The sequence below is a fragment of the Streptomyces sp. NBC_00104 genome, assembly GCF_045160825.1.
GTDB lineage: Bacteria > Actinomycetota > Actinomycetes > Streptomycetales > Streptomycetaceae > Streptomyces.
Genome location: NZ_CP108215.1, coordinates 6751688 through 6776166 on the forward strand (window position 1 = coordinate 6751688; position 24479 = coordinate 6776166).

Sequence of the window (24479 nt, forward strand, 5' to 3'; positions counted from 1 at the left end):
TCACGCCTCCCAGGTGACGAAGCCGTTGGTGCCGCTGACCTGCGACACACCGCTGTAGACCGTGCCGTCCGGGTCGGGCGAGAGCTTCCAGTCGCCGCCCTGCCAGCGCATGGTCACCGAGGCGGAGCCGAAGCCGCCCTCGCCCATGCCGCGCACCAGGACCATCACGGTCGCCTGCGTCTCGTCGTACGACAGGACCGTGAAGCCGGCGTAGCCACCGGCGTCCGGCGAGCCCGTGGTGGACTGGTCGGCCTCCTGGGAGCGGCTCGCGATCAGCGCGTCGCGGCCCGCGCCCGGCACGACCTGCCGGTCGACGACCTCGCGCCAGCCGTCGTAGCTGAGATGGTCGGTGATGGAGTGGGCCGCCATGACGGCCCCCAGCGGGGTGTGGGCGAAGCAGGACCAGACCGGTCCGTCGTACTTGAGCGGGCCCGCCGCCTTGGAGACCGGGACCAGGCCGGTGCCGTTGGCCTTCCAGTGGAAGTCGTGCGGCGCCTCGGTGGGCTTGGCCTGGTCGCTGTCGTCGGTGCGGCAGCCGGCGGGCCGGGCGTCCGCACGGCCGTTGCCCTTGCCCTTGCCGTCGCCGCTGCCGCCGTCGCCGGAGTCCGACGTCGAGGTCGGCGCCGGGCCCGGGTCGCCGGACGAGCCGGCGGACCCCTCGCTGCCGTTGCCCGTCACCGCGAAGAGGACCGCGAGGACGAGCAGCACCACCAGGAACCCGGCCGACAGGATCCAGCCCCGCTGCTGCCAGAACGGCTGCTCCCACTCCCCGCTGCCCCCTTGGGCCCGGCCGGAGTTCAGCATCGTCGCTCCCCCTTTCGACGTGCTCGGACGGCTAGAAGACGAAGTTCACGAGCGGGCCGGCGGTGGCGACCAGCACACAGCCGCCGAGGACCATGCCGAGCCGGCCCATGTGCTCCGAGCCCTCGCCGCGGCGCATGGAGATCGCCATCATCGCGCCGGTGATCAGCACACCCGCGACGCCCGCCGCGGTGCCGGCCCAGGCGACGATGCCGAGCACGGTGTCGACCTTGCCGGTGAGTTCGGCGGGGGCGTCGCGGTTGGGGTTGGGGACCGTGCCGTCGGCCAGGTAGAGGGACTGATGTGCCTTGGCGGCCATCGCGTGCAGCATGTGGTTTCTCCCCGTTGTCTCGGCCGGCCCGCCGTGGGCGAGCGGGCTGACGTCAACTGATGTGAGCGGATGGGACATTGGGATGCTCGCGGGGCCGGCGTGACGTGCCCGGGTTCCCGGTCGCCCTGTGAGCTTGGCGACTCCTGTGAGCCGAAACCAAGGGATGTAGTGATCCAGCACCTGTCGGTGACGTGCTCGTGACAGACGGGAAGCTCTCGTCATGTCCGGGACAGTGACGTGCCGTCAGCATCGCCCGGACCTGCGGCGAAGCGGAGGGGCTCGTACCGGTGTTCGTCCCTGGGGTGGCCCACGTACGACGACGGCCCGCCGGTTGACGAGTAACCGGCGGGCCGTCGCCCCTGTCCTGCTCACGGGTTCTTTGCAGCACGACTCCCTGCAGCACGAGCCCCTGCAGCACGAGCCCCTACAACACGAACCCCTACAACACGAACCCCACGATCGGCCCCGCCGTCGCGCCGATGATGCAGGCGCCCATGACCATGGCGAACTGGCTGAGATGCTCGTCGCCCTCCCCGGACCGCAGGGAGACGGCCATCCGCGAGCCGACGATCAGCAGCCCGCACACACCGGCCGCGGTGACCAGCCAGGCGAGGATGTTCAGGACGTAGTTGAGCTCACGGGTGACCACGGCCGGAGGTCCGGCCAGTGTCGTGGCGGCGGCGTACAGGGTGCTGCTCATGGGGTCCTCCCGGTCAGACGGGCCAGCGCCGCGCTCTCCCGCGGCGGCGGTCCGGTGAGATCGCCGGTGCGCCAGGCGGGCACCCAGGGCACGCGGTAGACGTCTATGACGGAACCGATCACCTTCACGCGCTGCACGAGCTGCCGGGGCAGCCGGCCGGGCGCGTCCGCGACCAGCACGATCGCGTCGAGGTCGAGCCCCGGCGGCGCGTCGCCCCGCCGGAAGATGTCCAGGGTGTGCGAGACCGCGTCGAGCCCGGCGGCGTGCGTGCGCCCCACCAGGAGCACCGACGCCGGATCGCCGTGTTCGGGTTGCGGCCAGTTGCGGCCCGCGTCATGGCCGCCGAAGACCGTCGCGAGGGTGGTCGTCCCGGCGCCGCCGTGCGTGGCGACCCAGGAGAACCGCCGTGCGCTCGCGGCCGCCAGGGGTGGCGGGTCCTGCGGCCGTGCCTCCGGTTCCGCCACCGGCCCCCGCACCCAGATCTCCGGCCCGGCCGCCGCCTGTCCCGTGCCCGGCTGCATCACCGCATCACCGCTCTCCACCACTCCCCGTTTCCGCCGCTGATCACAGCAGTCTTCCTGAGTTCGTCGTGCCCGTCGCACCCGGCGCGGTGCTCGCCGCCGGTTCCGTGCCCGGCGAGGCGCCCACCCCCGATCTTCACGGCCCGCGGGCGGCTTGGGAATCGGGACGTGAGTTCCTGCGACGAGCCTGTGACGCGCTGGTGACGCACGCGGCGGGGGTGAGCGGGGAGACTCGACTGCCTGGCCACAAGTGGCAGGAACATGACTGGACTTCGACGCTGAGGGGAGCGCATGTCCAACGGGGGAGGGTCCGTCACGACCTGGGTCGTCGGCGGCTGCGTGGCGGCCGTGATGATGCCGGTGGTCATGATGGTCGCGGTGAGCGGGGGCGGCGAGGCCGACGCCGAGGAACAGGGCGTCGGCGGCGGCCTCAAGACCGGTCAGGTGCCGGCGGAGTACGTGCCCTGGGTGCTCAAGGCGGGCGCCATGTGCGACGTCATCAAGCCGGCCGTGATCGCCGCGCAGATCGAGGCCGAGTCGGGCTGGAACCCGAACGCCAAGTCCCCTGTCGGTGCCGAGGGGTTGAGCCAGTTCATGCCCGGCACCTGGCCGAGCTGGGGCAAGGACGACGACGGCAACGGACGCGTCTCCCCGTACGACCCCGGTGACGCGATCATGGCCCAGGGCCGCTACGACTGCGCCCTCGCCAAGCAGGTCCAGGGTTACAAGGACCGGGGCGAGGCGACCGGCGAGACGCTCGACCTGGCGCTCGCCGCGTACAACGCGGGCCCCGGCGCCGTGCACCAGTACGGCGGTATCCCGCCCTACACCGAGACCCGGAACTACGTCGCCCGCATCAAGTCGCTCATCGCCAAGTACGAGTCGGTGGACGACCCGCCGGGCAAGCTCCCGGACGGCAAGGAGATGGCGATGCCGCTCTCCGGCAACCCGCCCGTGACCTCCCCGTACGGCTGGCGCATGCACCCCATACTCGGGGTCCGCAAACTGCACACCGGCACCGACTTCGGCGTGGCCGAGGGCAAGCCGGTCCTCGCCGCCCGCGACGGCGAAGTCACCTTCGCGGGCTGGACCAACGGCTACGGCAACCGCGTCGTCATCTCCCACGGAACCATCAACGGCGACCGCGTCTCCACGACCTACAACCACATGCTGCGCGGCCTCAGCGTCCAGGCCGGCGACAAGGTGAAGGTCGGTCAACGCGTCGGCCTGGTCGGCTCGACGGGCTACTCGACGGGCGCGCACCTCCACTTCGAGGTGATGCAGAACGACAAGTACGTGAATCCGGCGCCCTGGTTGGGGCTGTAGTGATGACGTGGGCGATGCGGGCACGGCGTTCGACGTGGACGACGCCATCGGCGAGGCAGGACACTGAGGTGAGGAGGGGAATGCGGGTGAACACGATGCGCGATGCGCGCGGCGGGCGCGGGGAGCGTGACGAGCGCGGGGGGCGTGACGAGCGCGGCGGACCGCATGTGCCCGGCGGGCCGTACGGGGTCGGGGTCGGGGTCGGAGCCGTGGCCGGAGCCGGAGCCGTGGCCGGAGCTGTGGCCGGCGGACTCGGCAGGGCGGTCCGCAGGGCGGTCGCGGTCGCGCTCGCGACGGTGACCGGAGTGGCGGTCCTCGCCGCGTGCGGCCTGGAGGACCACCGCGAGACGGCGGGCGGCGGCACGGCCTCGTCCGAACCGCCCTTCACCCCCAAGGCCCCCCTGCCGTCCGGTAAACCGCTCGGCTCCGACGCGCGGGTCCCGAGCCCCAGCGGCGTCGACGACACGGACGCGACCGCGGTCGCCGAGGCCTGGACCGAGGTCGCGTACGGCTACGACACGAAGTACGACACCGGCCCGCACGACGCCGTCCTTCGCTCCGCGCGCTGGTTCACCGCCGCCAGGGCGAAGGCCGAGCACTCGTACCACCCCGCGAGCGGCGCGGGCGAACAGTGGAACTCCTGGGCCGCGCACGAGGCGTGGACCACCGTCGACGTGGAGCTGGACGACGACGGCGACGCACCCCCCGACTCGGCGCGGGACGCCTACCGCGCCCTCTTCGTCGACGGCACGGCGCACGGCCGCGACGGCTGGACGGGGACCGGACCTCAGGCCACGGTGTACGTGAAGCTGGTTCGCTCGGGCAAGGGCGAGCCGTGGCGGGTGGACGAGGTGCGTACGGTGGAGGCAGAGGTATCGGCACCGGAGCCGTCCGGGGCAGACTCCGCCGCCTCGTCCACGCCTTCTCTTTCTCCTTCCCCTTCTTCTCCTTCTGCCCGACCCGAGTGAGGGAACGATGACTCGACTCAGCCGCGAACAGAAGCGGGAACTCAAGCGCGCGGGGCGTGCGCCGGCCGGACTGACCCCGATCGACGTACGCGTCTCCGCCGAGGCCGGCGCGACGGTCGGCGGCATGTCCGTGCCCCCGGCGGCCGGGGAGTCCCTCCAGGCCGCCGCACTCGACTATCTCCACCGCCTCGCCCTCGCCACCGGCCACCCCGTCCTCGCCACCGTCCACGACGAACGCATCGGCTACGTCGTCCCTCTCCAGATCCACGTCGACGGCTCCAGCCACTACGCCGGGGAACCGGTACGGGTGGGAGAGCCGAGGGGGTTCGCGGGAGCGCCGCCGGTGAGTGAGCGGGAGGGGGCGGTGCCGGGTGCGGGGGTGCGTGGGCATGTGGCTGCGGATCCGGGCGTGCGTACGCCCGGGATCCCGCCCGCGCCCGCGGTCGGGCCCACGCCCGTGGCCGGCCGGTCGGGTACGGCCGCGGCGGCCCACCTCGGCGAGGAGGCGGCCCGATGGGCGGCGCCGGAGGCTCCCGAGCCGTCGGCTCCCGCACACGGCCCACGCCGTGACCGGTCGACACATGTCCTGCGCGCGGTGCCGGAGTCGGCAGCCGCGGGCCCTGAACTCCCGGACGACCAGGACCGATCGAACCAGCCGACCGGTACGGCACCCCATGCGCAGCCGCAGCCGCAGCCGCAGCAGTACGCGCAAGCCCAGCCGGAGCCGAGTTGGCAGGCGCAGGCGCAGGCGCAGGCGCAGGCTGAGCGTCGACCGCAACCGGAAGTGCTGCCCGAGGTGCAGCCCGAGCGGCAGCCGCAGCTGGACGGAGAGCCGCAGCCGCAGCCGTACGCGCAAGCCCAGCCGGAGCCGAGTTGGCAGGCGCAGGCGCAGGCGCAGGTGCAGGCTGAGCGTCGACCGCAACCGGAAGTGCTGCCCGAGGCGCAGCCCGAGCGGCAGCCGCAGCTGGACGGAGAGCCGCAGGCCCAGGCCCAGCCGCAGTGGTCGGCGCAGGCCGGGCCGGAGTCGTCGGCGCACCCCGAGCGCCAGCCGCACCCGCACCCGCAGCCGCAAGCCCAGCGGGACGTGCAGCCGGAGGCCCAGCGGGACGTGCGGCCGGAGTCGCGGACGCACTCTCAGGAGCAGCCGAGGCGGGAGCCCAGCACGATGCGGTTGGCCGCGGGGAAGCCGGTGCCCTCGGCGGAGTCGGCCGCGCCGGAGCCCGAGCGGCCGAAGCGGGAGCCGAGCACGCTGCCGCTGTCGGCGGCGAAGCCGGCGCCCGCGGTCGCACCCCCGCACGCGATGCCGGAGTCGTCCGTCGCCCCCGGGGCGCAGTCGGACCGGCCCTCGGCGGAACCCGTGGCCGCGGCGGCCCCCGAGGTGAAGCGGGAGCCCCGCACGATGCCGCTCACGGCGGCGAAGGAGAAGCAGGGGCAGCAGGGGCAGCCGTCGGACCCGGTGTCCGGCGGGGTCGCGCCCTCGACGTACGTGCTGCGCGCGGTGCCGGAACCGAAGGAGGGGCCCCTGGCACGGCCGCCCCGCACCCCGGGGCTCCCGCTGACCCTGCCGGGCATTCCGGTGGACCCGGACGGCAAGCCCTCGTCGGCCGAGCCCACCGGCGACGCCGCCGCGGCCTCCGGCACCGAGCCGACCGGCGACGCCGCCCCGACCCCCGGCACCGTCTCGCCCCCGACAGGCGAGTTCGGCCCGGTCATGGACCCGGAGCTGCTTCAGCCTCCGGCCCGGACGACTCCCCGGCCCTGGCACCCGGAGCAGGCCACCACCCCGCCCGACATCTCCTCCGACACCCCACGGTCGGCATCGGCCTCCCTGAACCCGCAGCCCTGGCCCCCGGCACCGGCCGAGGACCCCACCCCGCAGCCGACGCACCAGCCGTCCCCGTCCCCGTCCCCTGCCTCGGAGGCGGCGCCGGAGTCGGGGCCCGCCACGCTGGAGCCCCAGCCCTGGCCGCCGACACCGACACCGACACCGACACCGGCCCCGACGCCGATGCCGATGCCGACGCACACGACCGCCCCCGCTCCCACCCCTGAACCCGCATTCGCACCCGCACCCGAACCCGCATCCGCATCCGCATCCGCATCCGCACCCCCCGTACTGGCCCCTCCGGAGGAGTCCGCCACCGATGCCTACTCCGCTCCCGAGTGGAAGGTGCTGGAGGAGGACAGCGCGCCGAAGCCCGCGCCGGTACGGGAGTTCGACGCGGTCGCCGAAGCGGTGCTGGACACGGCGGAGGAGGGCGGCGACACGGCGTCACCGTTCGCGGAGCCCGTGTCGCGCATCAACGAGGCGGTGAAACTGGGCCGGATCCAGGAGGCCGCGGAGATGGCCGAGCAGACGGTCGCGCAGGCGACGGCGACGCTGGGCCCACAGCACCCCGAGGTACTGAAACTTCGCGAACTGACCGCCTACATCGCCTACTTGGCCGGCGACGCCCTCCGCTCCTTCCACCTCTCCCTCGACCTGGCCGTCCTCCGCCACCGTCTGCGCGACCAGCGGGCCGCGTACGGCAACGTCCAGAGCGCGGCGGCTGCCTGGCGCGCGGTCCGCGACCCGCTCCAGGGTCTGCACCTGGGCCGCGACCTGATCGCCGTCTGGGCCGACCTCGCCGCCGACGCGGGTCCCGCCGCCGACGACCTGGAACAACTCGAAAAGGCCCGCACCCGCATGACCCGCCTCACCGAACGGGCCCGCGCCCTCGACCCCGCCCCTTACGCCCATGGCCAGTGACCACTCCGGACGACGAGAACCGGACGCCCGGCGGCTCCTCGGAGCCGCGCAGAGCGCCGGGTCCGGGTCCGCCGCCGAGGCCGCCCGCCACCGCTCCCCGGGCTCGCCCGCCACCACCCGCCGCCCCCGGGTCGAGGTCCACGTCAACGAGCTGACCGGCACGATGAGTTGGCGCACCGTCGACCACCCGACGAGCAGCGGGGGCCGGCGGCAGCACGAAGGAGCAGGCCGGCGTGTCCCGGACGCGGCACCCTGGAACGCCCGCGCCGCGGCCCTGCGTTCCGCCGGCCTGGACCCCTCCCGGGCCCCCGCGCAGGGCGCCGCGCCCATCCCGACGCACCCCGCGGCCGTACGGGCCGCTCTGGGTGCCGACGTCGCCTCGCTCAGCCCGGAACAGCGGCAGAGCCACCTGGCCCGGGTCGGCGCCCTCCGTTCCGGAGCGGCCGCCGATCTCGCCCACGGCACCCGGATGCCCACCTCGGTCGCGTCCCGCCTCAGGTCGACGAGCGCGACCCCGGCCCACGCCCACGCCCTCGCGGCGGAACGCACCTCGGTGATCAACCGCACCCGCGCACCCGCCGTACCGCAGGGGCCGGGGCCGGCCGCGGGTCCACGCCGCTGACCGACCCCGGAACCACACCACCTGAAGCTCTGCCTACGAGAGGCGCCGCCCCTACTCCGACAGCTCCCACACCGCGTACGCCAGCGCGTCCCCGTTTCGGTCGAGCGCCGTGTCGTTGATGTTGGACGTGGTGTCGCAGGAGGAGTGGTAGCACCGGTCGAAGGCCTGGCCGGACGTGCCGCCCCACTTGGCGACCTGCGCGGCGGTCTTCGCGCGGCTCGCCCCCGTGAAGAGGCCGCCGACGGGAACGCCGGCGCTCTTGAAGGGCGCGTGGTCGGAGCGGCCGTCGCCCTCGGTCTCGATCTCGGTCGCGACACCGATCCCGGTGAAGTAGTCCTTGAAGGTCTGCTCGATGACGGCGTCGTCGTCGTAGACGAAGTACCCGGGGTTCGGCGAGCCGATCATGTCGAAGTTGAGATAGCCGCTGATGCGGGCCCGGTTCGCGGTGGACAGGTTGTTGACGTAGTAGCGGGAGCCGACGAGGCCCAGCTCCTCCGCGCCCCACCAGGCGAACCGCAGGTGCTTCGTGGGCTGGTAGTTCGTGCGGGACACGGTCAGCGCGGCCTCCAGTACGGCGGCGGAACCCGAGCCGTTGTCGTTGATGCCGGCACCCGAGGTGACACTGTCCAGATGTGAACCGGCCATGACAACCTGATTCGTGTCGCCGCCTGGCCAGTCCGCGATCAGGTTGTAGCCGGTGCGGCCGCCGGAGGTGAAGGACTGCGTGGTGGTGACGAAGCCCGCCGCGTCGAGCTTGCCCTTCACGTAGTTCAGCGAAGCGAGGTAGCCGGCGCGGCCGTGCGCTCTGTTGCCGCCGTTGGCGGCGGCAATGGACTGGAACTGGGTCAGGTGGGCCTTGACGTTGGCCACGGGGAGGTCGGGCGCGGCGGCGACCGTCACGTCCGGGGCGGGCGCCGCCCCGGCTATGGACCCGGTGGTGAACAGCGTGGCCACCGCGACGGCGGCGGCGACGGCGGTGCGTCCCGTGGCTGGAACGGAGAGCTTCATAGTGGGGGGCTCCGAATTCCATGGGGATCGCCATGGACGACACTGTTGATGTGTCCATGGCGATCCCGGCTGAATGAGGTGCCTGGATGGTGCGGGTGGGACTGACTCTCCGTCAAGAGTGCTATTTGGCCAGGGGGGTGGGCACACCGGAGGCCTCGGTGGCCGCCGACGGCCCCTCCCGCTCGTCCCGCTCGTCCCGCTCGTCCTGCTCGTCCCGTCCCTCCGAGTCCTCCAACTCCGCCAGCCGCCTCCGCGCCACCCGTGCCGTCCGCAGTGCGTCCCACGTCAGCAGCGACAGCGCCAGCCACACCAGCGCGAAGCCGGCCCAGCGCTCGGGCGGCATGGCCTCGCCGAAGTAGAAGACCCCCAGCAGGAACTGGAACACCGGCGCCAGGTACTGCAGCAGCCCCAGCGTGGACAGCGGCACCCGGATCGCGGCCGCCCCGAAGCAGACCAGCGGCAGGGCGGTCACCAGTCCGGTCGCGGCGAGAAGCAGGGCGTGTCCCGTCCCCTCCGGACCGAAGGTGGCGTCCCCTCGCGACCCCAGCCACAGCAGATATCCCAGCGCGGGCAGGAACTGGATCGCGGTCTCCGCGGCGAGCGACTCGACACCGCCCAGGTTGACCTTCTTCTTCACCAGCCCGTACGTGGCGAAGGAGAAGGCGAGGCAGAGGGAGATCCACGGCGGCCGCCCGTAGCCGATCGTGAGGACGAGGACGGCCGCGAAGCCGACGCCGACCGCCGTCCACTGGACGGGCCGCAGCCGTTCCTTCAGCAGCAGGACGCCGATGGCGATGGTGACCAGCGGGTTGATGAAGTACCCGAGGGAGGCCTCGACCACCTGGTGGGTGTTCACGGCCCAGATGTACACGCCCCAGTTGACGGTGATCGTCGCCGCCGCGACCGTGATCAGAGCGAGCCTGCGTGGCTGTCGCAGCAGCTCACCGGCCCAGGACCAGCGCCGCAGCACCAGCAGCGCGACACCGACGACCGCGAGGGACCAGACCATGCGGTGGGCGAGGATCTCCACCGCGCCGGACGGCTTCAGCAGGGGCCAGAAGAGCGGGACGAGCCCCCACATCCCGTACGCGGCGAAGCCGTTCAACAGGCCTATCCGGTGTTCGCCCCTCGGCTGCGCAGCCACGGCCCCTCCTCCTCGCCCGGCCGCGCCACCGCGACCCCCGAACCCTCGGCCTCCCGAAGGTAACGCCGAGCACCCCCGGCTGTCATGCCCGTATCGGGATACGGTCATGACAGCCGGGGGTGGGTGCCCCGAGGGGGAGTCCGGGGCGCCGACCGGAGTCTTACGGCTCCGGAGTCCTACGGCCCCGGAGCCGGGCCGGACGGCTGGGCCCCGGGCCGAGCTGCTCGATCCGGGCGGGTCACGCCTTCAGTGCCACCGCGATCGAGTCCGCGATCGGCGTGGTCGGGCGGCCGATGAGGCGGGAGAGGTCACCGGAGGAGACGACCAGCTCACCCTTCTCGATGGACGCGTCCACGCCCGCGAGGGTCGCGGCCAGCGGCTCGGGGAGCCCGGCGCCGGTCAGGATGCCGGTGAGGGCCTCGACCGGGACGGGGTTGTTCGCTATCTCCTTGCCGGTCTGCTTGCTCAGCTCGGCCGCGTACTCGGCGAAGCTCCAGGCGGTGTCGCCGCCGAGCTCGTACGTCTGGTTCTCGTGGCCCTCGCCGGTCAGCACGGCGACCGCGGCTGCCGCGTAGTCCGCGCGGGCCGCGGAGGAGACCCGGCCCTCGCCGGCGGCGTGGGTGACGGCGCTGTACTCCAGCACCGGCGCGAGCTGCTCGGTGTAGTTCTCGTTGTACCAGCCGTTGCGCAGCAGGGTGGACGGCAGACCGGAGGCGAGCAGCGCCTCCTCGGTGCCCCGGTGGTCGTTGGCGAGCGCGGCCGTCAGGCTGCCCGGCGCGCTGGTGTACGCGAGGAGCGCGACCCCGGCCGCCTTGGCGGCGTCGATCACGACCTGGTGCTGGGCGACGCGGTTCTTGTCGAGTTCGCTGCCGGAGACCAGCAGCACCTTGTCGCCGGCGGCGAAGAGGCCGTCGAAGGTCTCGGGGGTGTTGTAGTCGGCCACGGCGATCTTCACGCCGCGCGCCGCGAACCCGGCGGCCTTCTCCTCGCTGCGGACGACGGCCGTGATCTGCTCGGCCGGGACCTTCTCCAGCAGACCCTCGACGACGATCTTGCCGAGGTGTCCGGTCGCTCCGGTGACGACGATGCTCATGGTGAAACTCCTCCAGGGGGGCGGGTGCGCCACTAACCCTAGGGGGTGCGCTAACTCTGCGAAAGTACCCACTTTGAAGTAAGGTACTGGCATGGCCGTAAGTAAGGTGTCGACACAGCCCGCGACCAAGCACGACAAGGGACACAAGGATCACAAGGACGACAGGGACGGCGAGGGAGTCTGTCCCTACCGCCTCGTCCTGGAGCATGTCACCAGCCGTTGGGGTGTCCTCGTCCTGATCGAGCTGCTGGAGCGGCCGTACCGCTTCAGTGAGCTGCGCCGGGCCATCGGCCGCGTCAGCGAGAAGATGCTCACCCAGACCCTCCAGACCCTGGAGCGCGACGGCCTCGTCCACCGGGACGCCAAGCCCGTCATCCCGCCCCGCGTCGACTACTCCCTCACCGACCTCGGCCGCGAGGCCGCCGAACAGGTGCGTGCCCTGGCGGGCTGGACCAAGGACCGCATGGACGACGTGCAGCAGGCCCGGCAGGCGTACGACGAGGCCCGGGCCTGAACCGGCCCGGGCCCCTGGGGTGACCATGCTCAGCTGACGGTCGTGGTCACCCGACGACGGTCCACGTGTCCCCGCCCGCCAGCAGCGCCGACAGGTCTCCCTTGCCGAACTGCTCGATGGCGGAGTCGAGTTGGTCGGCCATCTGGGTGTCGTAGACGGGCCGTTCGACGGATCGCAGGACGCCGATCGGGGTGTGGTGGAGGGTGTCCGGGTCGGCGAGCCGGGAGAGCGCGAAAGCCGTGGTCGGGGACTGCGCGTGCGCGTCGTGGACCAGGATCCGCGACTCGTTCTCCTCGGTCACGGTGACCACCTTCAGATCACCGGACACCTCGTCCCGTACGACCCCCCGCGTGCCGGCCGGCCCGAACCGGATCTGCCTGCCGTGCTCCAGCCGGATGACGGCCTCCTCCGCCTGCTGCCGGTCCTTGAGGACCTCGAAGGCGCCGTCGTTGAAGATGTTGCAGTTCTGGTAGATCTCGACGAGTGCCGTCCCCGGGTGGGCGGCGGCCTGCCGCAGTACCTCCGTCAGATGCTTGCGGTCGGAGTCGACGGTCCGCGCCACGAACGACGCCTCCGCCCCGATCGCCAGCGACACCGGATTGAAGGGCGCGTCCAGCGACCCCATCGGTGTCGACTTGGTGACCTTCCCGACCTCCGACGTCGGGCTGTACTGGCCCTTCGTCAGGCCGTAGATGCGGTTGTTGAAGAGCAGGATCTTCAGGTTCACATTGCGGCGCAGCGCGTGGATCAGATGGTTGCCGCCGATGGACAGCGCGTCGCCGTCACCGGTCACCACCCACACGGACAGGTCACGCCGCGAGGTGGCGAGCCCGGTCGCGATCGCCGGCGCCCGCCCGTGGATCGAGTGCATCCCGTACGTGTCCATGTAGTACGGGAAGCGGGACGAGCAGCCGATGCCCGAGACGAAGACGATGTTCTCCTTGGCCAGCCCCAGCTCGGGCATGAAGCCCTGGACGGCGGCGAGGATCGCGTAGTCACCGCAGCCGGGGCACCAGCGCACCTCCTGGTCGGACTTGAAGTCCTTCATGGACTGCCGGGCCGTGGCCTTGGGCACGAGGTAAAGCGCCTCGATCGTGCCTCCCGTACCCGCGCCTTCCGTGGACCTCTCAGCCATCGATGGCCTCCTTGAGAGCCGTGGCGAGCTGCTCCGCCTTGAACGGCATGCCGTTCACCTGGTTGTACGAATGGGCGTCGACCAGGTACTTCGCCCGGATGAGCAGGGCGAGCTGCCCGAGGTTCATCTCGGGGACCACCACCTTGTCGTAACGCCTCAGCACCGCACCCAGATTCCGCGGGAAGGGGTTGAGGTGCCGCAGATGGGCCTGTGCGATGGACTCCCCGGCCGTACGCAGCCGCCGTACCGCCGCCGTGATCGGCCCGTACGTCGACCCCCAGCCCAGCACCAGGGTCCGGGCCTCGTGCGGATCGTCGACCTTGACGTCGGGCACGTCGATCCCGTCGATCTTCGCCTGCCGGGTGCGCACCATGAAGTCGTGGTTGGCCGGGTCGTACGAGATGTTGCCCGTGCCGTCCTGCTTCTCGATGCCGCCGATCCGGTGTTCGAGGCCGGGCGTGCCCGGGATCGCCCAGGGGCGGGCGAGGGTCTCCGGGTCGCGCTTGTAGGGCCAGAAGACCTCGGTGCCGTCGTCGAGGGTGTGGTTGGGTCCCTGGGTGAACTGCACGGTCAGATCCGGCAGTTCGTCGATCTCGGGGATGCGCCAGGGCTCGCTGCCGTTGGCCAGGTAGCCGTCCGACAGCAGGAACACCGGCGTGCGGTACGTCAGCGCGATCCGGGCGGCCTCGATGGCCGCGTCGAAGCAGTCGGCCGGAGTGCGCGGCGCGACCACCGGCACCGGCGCCTCCCCGTTCCTGCCGTACATCGCCTGGAGCAGGTCCGCCTGCTCGGTCTTGGTCGGCAGCCCGGTGGACGGTCCGCCGCGCTGGATGTCGATGACGAGCAGCGGCAGTTCGAGCGAGACGGCGAGCCCGATGGTCTCCGACTTGAGCGCCACCCCGGGACCGGAGGTGGTCGTGACCGCCAGGGAACCCCCGAACGCGGCCCCCAGCGCGGCCCCGATGCCCGCGATCTCGTCCTCGGCCTGGAAGGTCCGCACACCGAAGTTCTTGTGCCGGCTCAGCTCGTGCAGGATGTCCGAGGCCGGCGTGATCGGGTACGAGCCCAGGTACAGCGGCAGATCCGCCTGCCGGGACGCCGCGATCAGCCCGTACGACAGCGCCAGGTTCCCGGAGATGTTCCGGTACGTGCCGACGGGGAAGGCGGTGGCGGCCGGCGCGACCTCGTAACTGACGGCGAAGTCCTCGGTCGTCTCGCCGAAGTTCCACCCGGCGCGGAAGGCGGCGAGGTTGGCGGCCGCGATCTCGGGCTTCTTGGCGAACTTGGCCGCCAGGAACTTCTCGGTGCCCTCGGTCGGCCGGTGGTACATCCACGACAGAAGGCCGAGCGCGAACATGTTCTTGCTGCGCTCGGCCTCCTTGCGGCTGAGGTCGAACTCCTTGAGGGCCTCGACGGTGAGGGTGGTCAGCGGCACCGGATGGACGCTGTATCCGTCCAGCGACCCGTCCTCCAGCGGGTTGGCCGCGTACCCGACCTTCTGCATCGCCCGTCTGGTGAATTCGTCCGTGTTGACGATGATCTCCGCGCCGCGCGGCACGTCACCGATGTTCGCCTTCAGGGCGGCCGGGTTCATGGCGACGAGCACGTTGGGCGCGTCACCCGGGGTGAGGATGTCGTGGTCGGCGAAGTGCAGTTGGAAGCTGGACACACCCGGGAGGGTGCCGGCGGGGGCGCGGATCTCGGCGGGGAAGTTCGGCAGGGTGGAGAGGTCGTTGCCGAAGGAGGCCGTTTCGGAGGTGAAGCGGTCGCCGGTGAGCTGCATACCGTCACCGGAGTCCCCGGCGAAGCGAATGATCACCCGATCGAGTCGGCGGACGTCCTTCGTCCCCGCCGGTTTGCGCTGTTCCCTCAGTTCTCCCAGAGCGGCCTCGTCGGCCGGCTCCGCTGGGCTGCTGACCTGGCTGGTCACTGAACTGGACCTCCCTTGAGGCGGCTGTCCGGGAACGGCCGTCCCGCCGGCCCTCCCCGGACCAACCCTACGTCGGCGAGGGTGGCCTTCCCTCGTCCTTTCGCCTGATGGACGCTGTTTTGAGACTGCCTGACGCCCTGACTTGTCATGATTTACCCGCCCCTGCCGCTTCCTTCGGAGACGCGCACCGCCGACCGATGGTTCTCGGTCCGGACGGAGGACGGGCAGGGGGTGGGCGGAGAGCGGGTGGGGTCCGGGTGGAGGGCGGGCGATCGACCGCCCCTTGCTGACACAGTGTCAGACGGTCATGAATTGAGGTAGGTGAGCACCGCCAGAACGCGCCGGTGGTCCCCGTCGCTGGGGGACAGCCCGAGCTTCAGAAAGATATTGCTGACGTGCTTCTCGACGGCACCGTCACTGACGACCAGCTGCCGGGCGACCGCCGAGTTGGTCCGCCCCTCCGCCATCAGCCCCAGCACCTCGCGCTCCCGGGGGGTCAGCCCCGCGAGCACGTCCTGCTTCCGGCTCCGCCCGAGCAGCTGCGCGACCACCTCCGGGTCCAGCGCCGTGCCGCCCCGGGCCACCCGCACCACCGCGTCCACGAACTCCCGCACCTCGGCGACCCGGTCCTTCAGCAGATACCCGACGCCGCGACTGGACCCCGCGAGCAGTTCGGTGGCGTACCGCTCCTCCACGTACTGCGACAGCACGAGCACCCCCAGCTCAGGGTGCTGCTTCCGCAGCTGTACGGCGGCCCGCACACCCTCGTCGGTGTGCGTCGGCGGCATCCGCACATCGGCGACGACCACGTCCGGCAGATCCCCCTGCGCGGCGAACTCGGTGATCGTCTTGATCAGGGCGTTCCCGTCCCCGACCCCCGCCACGACGTCGTGCCCCCGGTCGGTCAGCAGCCGCGTCAGCCCCTCTCGCAGCAGCACCGAATCCTCGGCGATGACCACCCGCACCCTGTCCTCCACGCCCTGTCCCCCCACGACACCCGCACCACCCCCGACCGGCCACCAGCTTCGGCCCGGCCCGAACAACAGCCCCCAGCATTCCAGCATCGGCACGCCCAGGCGCCGCCCAGCCAAGAAAAGAGAGACAGAAACAGCCTACGAACTGGCCGAACACCACCCGCGTCCCTCCCAGGCGGGGGTTCCGGGGCGCGGTGGCTCCGCTCGAAGGGGTGGAGTGGCGCGGGCGCGGGCGTGGGTGGGGCGGGGAACGGTGAGGTGGGCCGCCCGCGCCCACGGAGCCACTGCCGCCGCCAGAGGATCGTCGAGTGTGTCCGGCGGGAACCACGGCAGTGCGCAGGGGCAGAATCGGGTCGCGCGCAGGGGAGCCACGGCCCACGCGTATGGAGCCGCGGTCCCCGCCCGCCGAGCGCGTCCGGCAGGGAACCACGGCAGTGCGCAGGGGCAGAATCGGGCCGCGCGCAGGGGAGCCACGGCCCACGCGTATGGAGCCGCGGTCCCCGCCCGCCGAGCGCGTCCGGCAGGGAAACACGGCAGCGCGCCCAGGGTGTGACCCCTGGACGCGCTCACCGCGACACCCTTCACACGCCCCCGGCGCGGCGCCGAGGCCGCCGCCAGGGCGCCTCAGGCGATCACCGGCGGACCCATCCGCCCTCGTTCCACGACACTCGGGCCGCAACCGTGAGGCACCGCCCTCGGACCACCACCATCAGGCACCCGCCCGAGCCCGAGCCCGAGCCCGAGCCCGAGCCCGCGCCCGGACCCGGATCCGCACCCTCCCCTTTCCCCCGTACCCCGCCATCGCCTGGCACCGTTCTCACGCCGCGTACCCCCACCCCCACCGCACCGCCTCACGCAGCCCGCCACGGCAACTCCGCCGTCACCCGGGTCGGCCCCCCGGCCGGTGAGTCGACGACCAGGATCCCGTCGACCGCCCTGATCCGCTCGGCGAGCCCCGCCAGCCCGGAACCGCCCCGCGTGTCGGCGCCGCCGACCCCGTCGTCGATGACCTGGAGCATCAGCCGGTTCTCGACCCTCCAGACATCCACGGTCGCCCGCGTGGCCCCCGCGTGCTTGCTGACGTTCTGCAGCAGCTCGGAGACGGTGAAGTAGGCGATGCCCTCGATCGCCGGCACCGGCCGCGCCGGCAGGTCCACGTCCACCACCACCGGCACCGCACACCGCGAGGCGACCGCCGACAGCGCCGCGTCGAGCCCCCGGTCGGTCAGCACGGCCGGATGGATGCCCCGCGCGAGATCCCGCAGCTCCTGCAGCGCCGTCTTGACCTCCCCGTGCGCCGAGTCCACCATCACCGCCGCCGCCCGGGGGTCCTCCGCCAGCTTCTCCTTCGCCAGCCCCAGATCCATGGCCAGCGCCACCAGCCGCGCCTGCGCCCCGTCGTGCAGATCCCGCTCGATCCGCCGCAGATCAGCGGCGGCCGTGTCGATCACGACCCCCCGGTCCGACTCCAGCTCGACGACCCGGGCCCCCAGCCGCGACGGTCCGAGCATCCCGCTCACCATCACCCGGTCGACCATCGTCAACCCCCGCACGATCCACGGCGTGGCCATCGTGAAGAGCAGCCCCACCAGCGCGGTCACGGTCACCTCGAACGGATTGTCGAGGTACACGGCACGCGTCTCGTCCCCGTACAGCTGCAACCCGTCCTGCCCGGCCCACAGGGGGAAGACCCAGAACCACAGCGGATACGTCAGCAGCGCCCACCCGTACGTCCAGAAGGTCACCGCCACCACGAACGAGAACACCGACCACGGGAACTGCACGACCGCGTACAACAGCTGACGCCACGACGACCCGCTGCGCAGCATGGCGCCCATCCACGCCATCGCCCCGCGCCCCTTGACCCGCAACGGCTCCGGCGCGGCCACCTCCACCCCGAGCAACGCCCGCGCCCGCGCCCGCTCCAGCGCACCGAACCCCCGGCACCCGGCCAGCCCCGCCGCCAGCACCGGCACCCCGAGGAACGTGACCAGCAGCCCCGCACCGACCGACACCATCGTCACGGCGTACGTGAACAGCAGGATCCCGACCGGCAGCCCCAGCAGCACATACCCGAACTCCCGCCAGCTGCGCGCCTCGAACGGCGCCCGCAACCCGGCCGGCACACGATGCCGCCGCTCCTCGCCCCAACTCCCGTACCCGTCCCCGTACTCCGTGGCCATCACCGTCGCCCGCCTTCACTCGTCCCGCACTCCCGATGTCGTACTCCCACCCTGCTCGCCCCCGACCCCCGGGACCATGGAGCGAGTCGGCGTCTCGATACGGGGGTTTTCCCCACCCCGAAAAGGCAGTTCCCCGCGCCCCGAAAGGGGCGCGGGGAACTGCGCGAGCAACCACGACGAACCAGCCCCCCGCCCACACCGCGACACCCCCACGGCGAAACGGCGAACAGACACCCACGACAGAAGAGCCCTCCGCCCCCAGGCCCCCGGCCGCGCACACCCCCGGTCAACCGCCGGCGGCATCCCGTCCACGCCAGGGCAACTCCGCGGTGACCGTCGTGGGCCCGCCCACCGGAGACTCGATGACGAACAACCCGTCGACCGCCCCGAGCCGCTCCGCGAGCCCGGCGATACCGGTCCCCCCGTCGAGACGAGCACCCCCACGCCCGTCGTCCCACACCTGTATCAGCAGCCGGTCGTCGGAACGCCAGACATCCACCGAGGCCGCCCTCGCCCCACTGTGCTTACTGATGTTCTGCAGCAACTCGGACACGGTGAAGTACGCGATCCCCTCGATGGCGGCGGCAGGCCGCGCGGCCAGATCGACGGTCACCTTCACCGGCGCCGTACACCGCGAGGCCACCGCCGACAACGCCGCGTCGAGCCCCCGGTCGGTCAGCACCGCCGGATGGATCCCCCGAGCCAGATCCCGCAGCTCCTGAAGCGCGAGCTTCACCTCACCATGGGCCTCCGCCACCATCGTGGCAGCCGCGTCCGGGTCCTCCAGCAGCTTCTCCTTCGCGAGCCCGAGCCCCATCGCCAGATTCACCAGCCGCGCCTGCGCCCCGTCGTGCAGATCCCGCTCGATCCGCCGCAGATCGGCCGCGGCCGTGTCGACGACGACCCCCCGGTCGGACTCCAACTCCGCGATCCGCCGCTCCAGTTCGTCGGAGGGCGACAACAGCGACCGCACCATGACCCGGTCCACGTTCGTCAGCCCCCGCACGATGTACGGCAGCACCGGCCACGCCACGAACAACCCCGTCAGAGTGATGACGAACGTGGCGATGCCCCACGGCATCCGGATCAGCTCGTACAGCATCGAACGCCAGCCGACCGGATCCTTCACGCTCATCCACACCTGCGCGAAGAACCCCTCGTCCGCCCGGCGCCCGCCCCCGCGGAACGGCAGCGGACTCGGCTCGTCCACCCGCACCCGCAGCAGCGCCCGCGCCCGCATCCGCTCCACCCGGCCCAGCTGCCGGGCCCCCATCAACGCGGCGGCGAGCAGCGGAAAACCGATCACCGTCAACGTCAGGAAGGCACTGGTGAACAGCACGGTCGTCACGTACACGAACCCGAGCAGCGCGAGCGGCAGGTTCGCCAGCAGATGCGCGATCTCCCGCCACGTCTGCCCCCCGAACGCGAACCGCGCGGGCGGCAGCGGTTCGGAGGGCGTGCGGCTGGAGGGCAGCGGACGACCGTACGGCCGCCCGGAGCCGGTCGGGGAGGAGAGGGGATCGGTCATGCCCACCAGCCTGCCCGCCCGCCCCCGCCCCGCGCCATGAGGCGGACCGCCCCGGCCACCCTGGGGAAAACCCCACCCCGCCCCGTCCCGCCCCTTCACGATCCGGCTCCCTTCGCCCGGTCCCGCCCCGTCCCGACCCGGCCCGTCCCGGCCAGGACGGCACTCGGGCGTGCCGACCTGTGACGGGCTGCTTACGGTCTCTTTAGCAGGGCCTAGACTCGCGTGCGTACAGATCGTCGAACAGCGAAGTACGTACGGCGTCCGCATCACGTACGTACGAATCGCCAGGCCAGGGAGCGAGGGACGGACGTGCCGGAACCGACCGTCGCCGTAGCGGCGGAACCGACCGTCGCCGTAGCGGCGGACTACTTCCAGTCCTATTCGGTGGTCGGACTGCTCGCCGCCGTGGGCGTGCTCTTCGTCGCCGTCGCCTTCGGCGCGGGACGGCTGTTGCGGCCCGAGGTCCCCACCCGGGAGAAGCTCCTGACGTACGAGTGCGGCGTCGACCCCGTCGGCGAGGGCTGGGCCCACACCCAGGTCCGCTACTACGTCTACGCCTTCCTGTACGTCATCTTCGCCATCGACTCGATCTTCCTCTTCCCCTGGGCGACGGTCTTCGCGGACCCCGGCTACGGTGCGACGACCCTCGTCGAGATGTTCGTCTTCCTCGGTTTCCTCGCCGTGGGCCTGCTCTACGCATACAAGAAGGGCGTCCTGGCATGGACGTGACGCCAGAAACGAACGCGCCGGAGCCGGGCGCCCCGCAGCCGGGCGCCCCGCAGCCCGTCCTCCTCCCGGAGCCCAAACGGCTGGGCGCCCTGGCCCGTCTCGCCCCCGAGCCGATGAAGGTGATCCTCAACTGGGGTCGCCGCTACTCCCTCTGGGTCTTCAACTTCGGCCTCGCCTGCTGCGCGATCGAGTTCATCGCCGCGTCCATGGCCCGCCACGACTTCATCCGCCTCGGCGTCATCCCGTTCGCTCCCGGACCGCGCCAGGCCGACCTGATGGTGGTGTCGGGGACGGTCACGGACAAGATGGCCCCGGCGGTGAAGCGCCTGTACGAGCAGATGCCGGAACCGAAGTACGTCATCTCCTTCGGTGCCTGCTCCAACTGCGGCGGCCCCTACTGGGACTCCTACTCGGTCACCAAGGGCGTCGACCAGATCATCCCGGTCGACGTCTACGTCCCCGGCTGCCCGCCCCGGCCGGAGGCGCTCCTCCAGGGCATCCTGAAACTCCAGGAGAAGATCGCCCGGGAGTCACTGAGCGAGCGCTACGGCAACGGCACAGGCTCCGGCTCCGGCACGGGGGCGGCGGCTGCGGCCGGCCCCCGCCCGTCCACGGCGGCCCTGCAGAGCGACCTGGTGAAGCCACCGGCGGCCGATGCGGGTGCCGGTGCCGGTGCCGGTGCCGGTGCCGGTGCCGATGGCGATGGCGATGGCGATGGCGGTGCCGAAACGGCGACCGGCGGTGGCGCTGAAGTGGGGGACAAGTGACCGGCTGGCTGCCCACCCCCGCCGAGGAACTCTTCGGCCCCGAGGCCACGGCGGAGGAGTCGTACGGCGTTCTCACCGTGGACGTCCCGCCCGCATCCTGGACGGAGGCGCTGCGCACGGCCCGCTCCACCCTGGGCTGCACGTATTTCGACTGGCTGAGCGCGGTCGACGAGCCGGGCACGGGTTTCCGGGTGTCGGCCCACGTGGTGGCCCTCGCCCCGGTCCGACGCCTCCTCGTCCGTACGACCGTCCCCCACGAGTCCCCGGTCCTGCCCACCGCCGTCGACATCTACGCCGGCGCGGCCTGGCACGAACGCGAGACCCACGAAATGTTCGGCGTCCGCTTCGAGGGCCACCCCGCCCTGGACCACCTCCTCCTCCCGGAGAACTTCGAGGGCCACCCCCTCCGCAAGGACTTCGTCCTCGCCGCCCGTGTGGCCAAGGCCTGGCCGGGCGCGAAGGAGCCCGGGGAGCCTGCGGCGGGTGCGGCGCACGGCGCACCCAAACGCCGCCAGATGCTTCCGCCCGGCGTCCCCGACCCCAACGAATGGGGCCCCCTCAAGGGACAGCTCCCCCCGGCCCCGGCCCGCCCCTCCCGAGGCGCAGCCACCCGCCCGGCCGGAGACCGCCCCGCCCGCCGCCCCCGCCCGACCGACGAGGGCTCAGCCCCCCAGCCACCGACCGACACCCCACCCTCCCCCCGCCGCACCCGCACGGCAGCGGAGGGCTCGGCCAGCCAGACGGCTGCCGGCTCGGCCCCGGACGCGAGTGGCAGTTCTACGCCTGCACGCCGCGCCCGCACGGCAGCGGAGGGCTCGGCCAGCCAGGCGCCTGCCGGCTCGGCCCCGGACGCGAGTGGCAGTTCTACGCCCGCGCGCCGCGCCCGCACGGCAGCGGAGGGCTCGGCCAGCCAGACGGTTGCCGGCTCGGCCCCGGATGCGAGCGGCAGTTCTACGCCTTCCCGCCGCGCCCGCAGTGCGAGCGAGGGCTCAACCACGCAGCGCACCCAGCCGCCGGCTCAGCCCCCGGCCGCCTCCACGGCCCCCGGGTCCCAGACCGCCGCCGGGGAACAGCCCGCCTCTCAAGAGCACGCCGCACCTGGAGACCCGGCCGCCCCCTCCGGGCAGCAGCCGCCTTCCGGCCACGAGGCGGCCCCCGCTGAGCGAGCCGCCCGGCCCGAGCGAACGTCTCCCGCCGGACCGCGCCGCGCCCGCAGCGCATCGGGAGGCTCGGCGAGTCAGCGCGCGACCCCTACGGAACCCTCCGGCACCGGCGAGCCCCCGGCGCAGCCGCGCCCCACCCGTCCCACCGCCCGCAGCACGGACGCGCCCTGGCACCACGCCCGCCCGGCTTACGACGAGCCCGGACCCGAACACGAGCCCCAGCCGAAGGCCGAGCCCGCACCGAAGGCCGAGCCCGAGCCCGAGCCGGAGCGCCCCACCAGCCCCGCAGCCCCCCAGCCGGATGCCACACCTGGTGCAACAGCGGAACCCGATCCGGCCGGTGCCGGTGCAGATACCGGTGCCGGTGCCGGTGCAGATACCGGTGCCGACGCTGATGCCGGTGCCGACACCAATGCCGACACCGGTGCCGCCGTACAGGCCACCCCCGAATCAGCCACCGCTGACGAGCGCGCCCCCGCCCCGGACACCCCGCCGCAGCAACCCGAGTCGCCCGGCACGCCCCCGGCCAAGGCCCCGCCCGGCGAGGCCACCGACGAGGGGGCACCCGCCGACCCCGCCGACGCCGACCCTGACGACGGCGCGCCCCAGGACAACACCGACCCCGCCGACGACACCCCCGAAGACCCGCCCAACCCCAACCCCAACCCCAACCCCAACCCCCCTACGGGAGGCACGCAGTGAACGACGCTCTGGACGTCGCCCTGCGACTCCTCATCGTCTTCGTCGTCTTCCTGACCTTCCCCTTGATCATCGGCCAGACCGAACACAAGGTGATGGCCCACATGCAGGGCCGCCTCGGCCCCATGTACGCCGGCGGCTTCCACGGCTGGGCCCAACTCGTCGCGGACGGCGTCAAGTTCGCCCAGAAGGAAGACATCGTCCCGGCCGGAGCCGACCGCCGTGTCTTCCAGCTCGCCCCGGCCGTGGCCCTCCTCCCGTACCTCCTCGTCCTCCTCGCCATCCCCATCGGCCCGGGCGAGGGCGCCGTCGGCGTGGTCATCGACGCCGGCATCTTCTTCGTCCTCGCCGTGATGGGCGTAGGCGTCCTCGGCTCGCTGATGGCCGGCTGGGCCTCCGCCAACAAGTTCTCCCTCCTCGGCGGTCTCCGCACCGCCGCCCAGCTCCTCGCCTACGAACTCCCGATGCTCCTCACGGCCGCCTCCGTGGCGATGGCGGCCGGCACGGTCTCCCTCGTCGGCATCGTCGATGCCTTCGAGTGGTGGTGGCTGCCCTGGCAGATCGTCGGCGCGATCGTCTTCTTCGTCGCCGGCCTCGCCGAACTCCAGCGCCCGCCCTTCGACATGCCCGTCGCCGACTCGGAGATCATCTTCGGCGCCTACACCGAGTACACCGGCCTCCGCTTCGCCCTGTTCCTCCTCGCCGAGTACGCCGGCATCGTCGTCCTGTGCGGCCTGACCACCGTCCTCTTCCTCGGCGGCTGGCACGGCCCGTGGGGCGCCGACGGCCTCGGCTGGGTCTGGACCCTCCTGAAGACCGCCGTCCTCGCCTTCGTCGTCATCTGGCTCCGCGTGACCTACCCCCGCCTGCGCGAGGACCAGCTCCAGAAGCTCTCCTGGACCCTCCTCGTCCCTCTCTCCCTCGCCCAGATCGCCCTCACCGGCGTCGTCAAGGTGGTGATCCAGTAACCATGTCCCGCCCGTCGCCCGACCCCCACCCCTCAACGACGCCCTCCGGGCGGCCCCGGCTGTCGATTCCCGGTAGTGGTCTCGCCAAAGGCCTGGCCGTCACCCTCCGCACGATGACGAGGAAGACCGTCACCGCGCAGTACCCGGACGTCCAGCCCGAACTCCCGCCCCGCACCCGTGGCGTCATCGGTCTCTTCGAGGAGAACTGCACGGTCTGCATGCTGTGCGCCCGTGAGTGCCCGGACTGGTGCATCTACATCGACTCCCACAAGGAGACGGTCCCGCCCGCCGCCCCCGGCGGCCGCGAGCGCAGCCGCAACGTCCTCGACCGCTTCGCCATCGACTTCGCCCTCTGCATGTACTGCGGTATCTGCATCGAGGTCTGCCCCTTCGACGCCCTGTTCTGGTCCCCGGAGTTCGAGTACGCCGAGACCGACATCCACGAACTCACCCACGAGCGCGACAAACTCCGCGAGTGGATGTGGACCGTCCCCTCCCCACCGGCCCTCGACCCCTCCGCCGAAGAACCCAAGGAACTGGCCGCCGCCCGCAAGACCGCCGAGAAGCTCGCGGCGGCCCAGCAGGCCAAGCCGGACGAATCCGAGGAGGGAGCGGACTCGTGACCC

22 protein-coding genes are annotated in these 24479 nt (G+C 72.2%); 10 read left to right on the forward strand and 12 right to left on the reverse strand.

The window, feature by feature from the left end:
- From OG272_RS29705 to OG272_RS29720, 4 genes are all read right to left on the reverse strand, one after another.
- Complete coding sequence (locus OG272_RS29705; RefSeq protein ID WP_327728213.1) at window positions 1-804, reverse strand: hypothetical protein; 804 nt, start codon at window positions 802-804, stop codon at window positions 1-3.
- Between the two features lie 31 nt (window positions 805-835).
- Window positions 836-1132, reverse strand: a complete 297-nt coding sequence (locus OG272_RS29710) for a hypothetical protein (RefSeq protein WP_037693804.1) — start codon at window positions 1130-1132, stop codon at window positions 836-838.
- Window positions 1133-1571: 439 nt separating this feature from the next.
- Complete coding sequence (locus OG272_RS29715; protein WP_326578939.1) at window positions 1572-1832, reverse strand: hypothetical protein; 261 nt, start codon at window positions 1830-1832, stop codon at window positions 1572-1574.
- On the reverse strand, window positions 1829-2353 hold the full coding sequence (locus OG272_RS29720) for a DUF6668 family protein (RefSeq protein WP_326585666.1): 525 nt from the start codon (window positions 2351-2353) through the stop codon (window positions 1829-1831). Before OG272_RS29720 ends, OG272_RS29715 begins: the two co-directional genes overlap by 4 nt.
- A 291-nt stretch (window positions 2354-2644) precedes the next feature.
- On the opposite strand from OG272_RS29720, the gene OG272_RS29725 reads away from it, so the two are divergent.
- From OG272_RS29725 to OG272_RS29740, 4 genes are all read left to right on the forward strand, one after another.
- Window positions 2645-3679, forward strand: a complete 1035-nt coding sequence (locus OG272_RS29725) for a peptidoglycan DD-metalloendopeptidase family protein (RefSeq protein WP_326578937.1) — start codon at window positions 2645-2647, stop codon at window positions 3677-3679.
- Between the two features lie 80 nt (window positions 3680-3759).
- A complete protein-coding gene (locus OG272_RS29730; protein ID WP_328223860.1) occupies window positions 3760-4647 on the forward strand; it encodes a hypothetical protein in 888 nt (295 codons plus the stop codon).
- A 7-nt stretch (window positions 4648-4654) separates the two neighbouring features.
- Window positions 4655-7396: a hypothetical protein gene (locus OG272_RS29735; protein ID WP_405895253.1), complete on the forward strand. Its 2742-nt coding sequence runs from the start codon at window positions 4655-4657 to the stop codon at window positions 7394-7396.
- Entirely contained in the window at window positions 7386-8018 is a 633-nt protein-coding gene (locus tag OG272_RS29740; protein ID WP_327728210.1) for a hypothetical protein, read from the forward strand. Before OG272_RS29735 ends, OG272_RS29740 begins: the two co-directional genes overlap by 11 nt.
- A 51-nt stretch (window positions 8019-8069) precedes the next feature.
- Here OG272_RS29740 and OG272_RS29745 read toward each other — a convergent pair whose 3' ends face one another.
- The 3 genes from OG272_RS29745 to OG272_RS29755 all read right to left on the reverse strand — a co-directional run bounded on the left by OG272_RS29745 (window position 8070) and on the right by OG272_RS29755 (window position 11263).
- Entirely contained in the window at window positions 8070-9026 is a 957-nt protein-coding gene (locus OG272_RS29745; protein ID WP_326578929.1) for a M28 family metallopeptidase, read from the reverse strand.
- Between the two features lie 121 nt (window positions 9027-9147).
- Window positions 9148-10170 (reverse strand): EamA family transporter RarD, encoded by a 1023-nt coding sequence (gene rarD, locus OG272_RS29750; RefSeq protein ID WP_327728209.1) that lies wholly within the window; start codon window positions 10168-10170, stop codon window positions 9148-9150.
- Window positions 10171-10408: 238 nt separating this feature from the next.
- Entirely contained in the window at window positions 10409-11263 is an 855-nt protein-coding gene (locus OG272_RS29755; RefSeq protein ID WP_327728208.1) for an SDR family oxidoreductase, read from the reverse strand.
- A 91-nt stretch (window positions 11264-11354) separates the two neighbouring features.
- Between OG272_RS29755 and OG272_RS29760 the strand changes: the two genes are divergently transcribed.
- Window positions 11355-11777 carry a helix-turn-helix domain-containing protein gene (locus OG272_RS29760; RefSeq protein WP_327728207.1) on the forward strand — a complete coding sequence of 141 codons (423 nt, stop codon included), beginning with the start codon at window positions 11355-11357 and terminating at the stop codon, window positions 11775-11777.
- A 46-nt stretch (window positions 11778-11823) separates the two neighbouring features.
- Here OG272_RS29760 and OG272_RS29765 read toward each other — a convergent pair whose 3' ends face one another.
- From OG272_RS29765 to OG272_RS29785, 5 genes are all read right to left on the reverse strand, one after another.
- Window positions 11824-12912, reverse strand: coding sequence for a 2-oxoacid:ferredoxin oxidoreductase subunit beta (locus OG272_RS29765; protein ID WP_405895254.1), 1089 nt, complete (start codon window positions 12910-12912; stop codon window positions 11824-11826).
- Window positions 12905-14842, reverse strand: coding sequence for a 2-oxoacid:acceptor oxidoreductase subunit alpha (locus tag OG272_RS29770; RefSeq protein WP_327728205.1), 1938 nt, complete (start codon window positions 14840-14842; stop codon window positions 12905-12907). Before OG272_RS29770 ends, OG272_RS29765 begins: the two co-directional genes overlap by 8 nt.
- Before the next feature lie 305 nt (window positions 14843-15147).
- Entirely contained in the window at window positions 15148-15807 is a 660-nt protein-coding gene (locus tag OG272_RS29775; RefSeq protein ID WP_326585665.1) for a response regulator transcription factor, read from the reverse strand.
- A gap of 860 nt (window positions 15808-16667) precedes the next feature.
- The gene (locus tag OG272_RS29780; RefSeq protein WP_405895255.1) at window positions 16668-17999 is read right to left on the reverse strand and encodes a sensor histidine kinase; all 1332 of its coding nucleotides are present in this window, start codon (window positions 17997-17999) and stop codon (window positions 16668-16670) included.
- A 286-nt stretch (window positions 18000-18285) separates the two neighbouring features.
- On the reverse strand, window positions 18286-19527 hold the full coding sequence (locus OG272_RS29785; RefSeq protein WP_405895256.1) for a sensor histidine kinase: 1242 nt from the start codon (window positions 19525-19527) through the stop codon (window positions 18286-18288).
- Between the two features lie 309 nt (window positions 19528-19836).
- On the opposite strand from OG272_RS29785, the gene OG272_RS29790 reads away from it, so the two are divergent.
- From OG272_RS29790 to OG272_RS29810, 5 genes are all read left to right on the forward strand, one after another.
- Window positions 19837-20256: an NADH-quinone oxidoreductase subunit A gene (locus tag OG272_RS29790; RefSeq protein WP_326578913.1), complete on the forward strand. Its 420-nt coding sequence runs from the start codon at window positions 19837-19839 to the stop codon at window positions 20254-20256.
- Window positions 20247-21023 (forward strand): NADH-quinone oxidoreductase subunit B, encoded by a 777-nt coding sequence (locus OG272_RS29795; RefSeq protein ID WP_405895257.1) that lies wholly within the window; start codon window positions 20247-20249, stop codon window positions 21021-21023. Before OG272_RS29790 ends, OG272_RS29795 begins: the two co-directional genes overlap by 10 nt.
- Window positions 21020-22888: an NADH-quinone oxidoreductase subunit C gene (locus tag OG272_RS29800; protein ID WP_405895258.1), complete on the forward strand. Its 1869-nt coding sequence runs from the start codon at window positions 21020-21022 to the stop codon at window positions 22886-22888. The genes OG272_RS29795 and OG272_RS29800 overlap by 4 nt, the downstream gene beginning before the upstream one ends.
- On the forward strand, window positions 22885-23853 hold the full coding sequence (locus tag OG272_RS29805; protein WP_327728200.1) for a complex I subunit 1 family protein: 969 nt from the start codon (window positions 22885-22887) through the stop codon (window positions 23851-23853). The genes OG272_RS29800 and OG272_RS29805 overlap by 4 nt, the downstream gene beginning before the upstream one ends.
- Window positions 23854-23966: 113 nt before the next feature.
- Window positions 23967-24476, forward strand: a complete 510-nt coding sequence (locus tag OG272_RS29810) for a 4Fe-4S binding protein (protein ID WP_327728199.1) — start codon at window positions 23967-23969, stop codon at window positions 24474-24476.
- Window positions 24477-24479: the final 3 nt, after the last annotated feature.

Excerpts from the sequence above, each read along its gene's own strand:
- OG272_RS29705 (WP_327728213.1), bottom strand. The coding sequence starts at position 804 with ATGCTGAACTCCGGCCGGGCCCAAGGGGGCAGCGGGGAGTGGGAGCAG.
- OG272_RS29710 (WP_037693804.1), bottom strand. The coding sequence starts at position 1,132 with ATGCTGCACGCGATGGCCGCCAAGGCACATCAGTCCCTCTACCTGGCC.
- OG272_RS29715 (WP_326578939.1), bottom strand. The coding sequence starts at position 1,832 with ATGAGCAGCACCCTGTACGCCGCCGCCACGACACTGGCCGGACCTCCG.
- OG272_RS29720 (WP_326585666.1), bottom strand. The coding sequence starts at position 2,353 with ATGCAGCCGGGCACGGGACAGGCGGCGGCCGGGCCGGAGATCTGGGTG.
- OG272_RS29725 (WP_326578937.1), top strand. The coding sequence starts at position 2,645 with ATGTCCAACGGGGGAGGGTCCGTCACGACCTGGGTCGTCGGCGGCTGC.
- OG272_RS29730 (WP_328223860.1), top strand. The coding sequence starts at position 3,760 with ATGCGGGTGAACACGATGCGCGATGCGCGCGGCGGGCGCGGGGAGCGT.
- OG272_RS29735 (WP_405895253.1), top strand. The coding sequence starts at position 4,655 with ATGACTCGACTCAGCCGCGAACAGAAGCGGGAACTCAAGCGCGCGGGG.
- OG272_RS29740 (WP_327728210.1), top strand. The coding sequence starts at position 7,386 with ATGGCCAGTGACCACTCCGGACGACGAGAACCGGACGCCCGGCGGCTC.
- OG272_RS29745 (WP_326578929.1), bottom strand. The coding sequence starts at position 9,026 with ATGAAGCTCTCCGTTCCAGCCACGGGACGCACCGCCGTCGCCGCCGCC.
- OG272_RS29755 (WP_327728208.1), bottom strand. The coding sequence starts at position 11,263 with ATGAGCATCGTCGTCACCGGAGCGACCGGACACCTCGGCAAGATCGTC.
- OG272_RS29760 (WP_327728207.1), top strand. The coding sequence starts at position 11,355 with ATGGCCGTAAGTAAGGTGTCGACACAGCCCGCGACCAAGCACGACAAG.
- OG272_RS29765 (WP_405895254.1), bottom strand. The coding sequence starts at position 12,912 with ATGGCTGAGAGGTCCACGGAAGGCGCGGGTACGGGAGGCACGATCGAG.
- OG272_RS29780 (WP_405895255.1), bottom strand. The coding sequence starts at position 17,999 with ATGGCCACGGAGTACGGGGACGGGTACGGGAGTTGGGGCGAGGAGCGG.
- OG272_RS29785 (WP_405895256.1), bottom strand. The coding sequence starts at position 19,527 with ATGACCGATCCCCTCTCCTCCCCGACCGGCTCCGGGCGGCCGTACGGT.
- OG272_RS29795 (WP_405895257.1), top strand. The coding sequence starts at position 20,247 with ATGGACGTGACGCCAGAAACGAACGCGCCGGAGCCGGGCGCCCCGCAG.
- OG272_RS29810 (WP_327728199.1), top strand. The coding sequence starts at position 23,967 with ATGACGAGGAAGACCGTCACCGCGCAGTACCCGGACGTCCAGCCCGAA.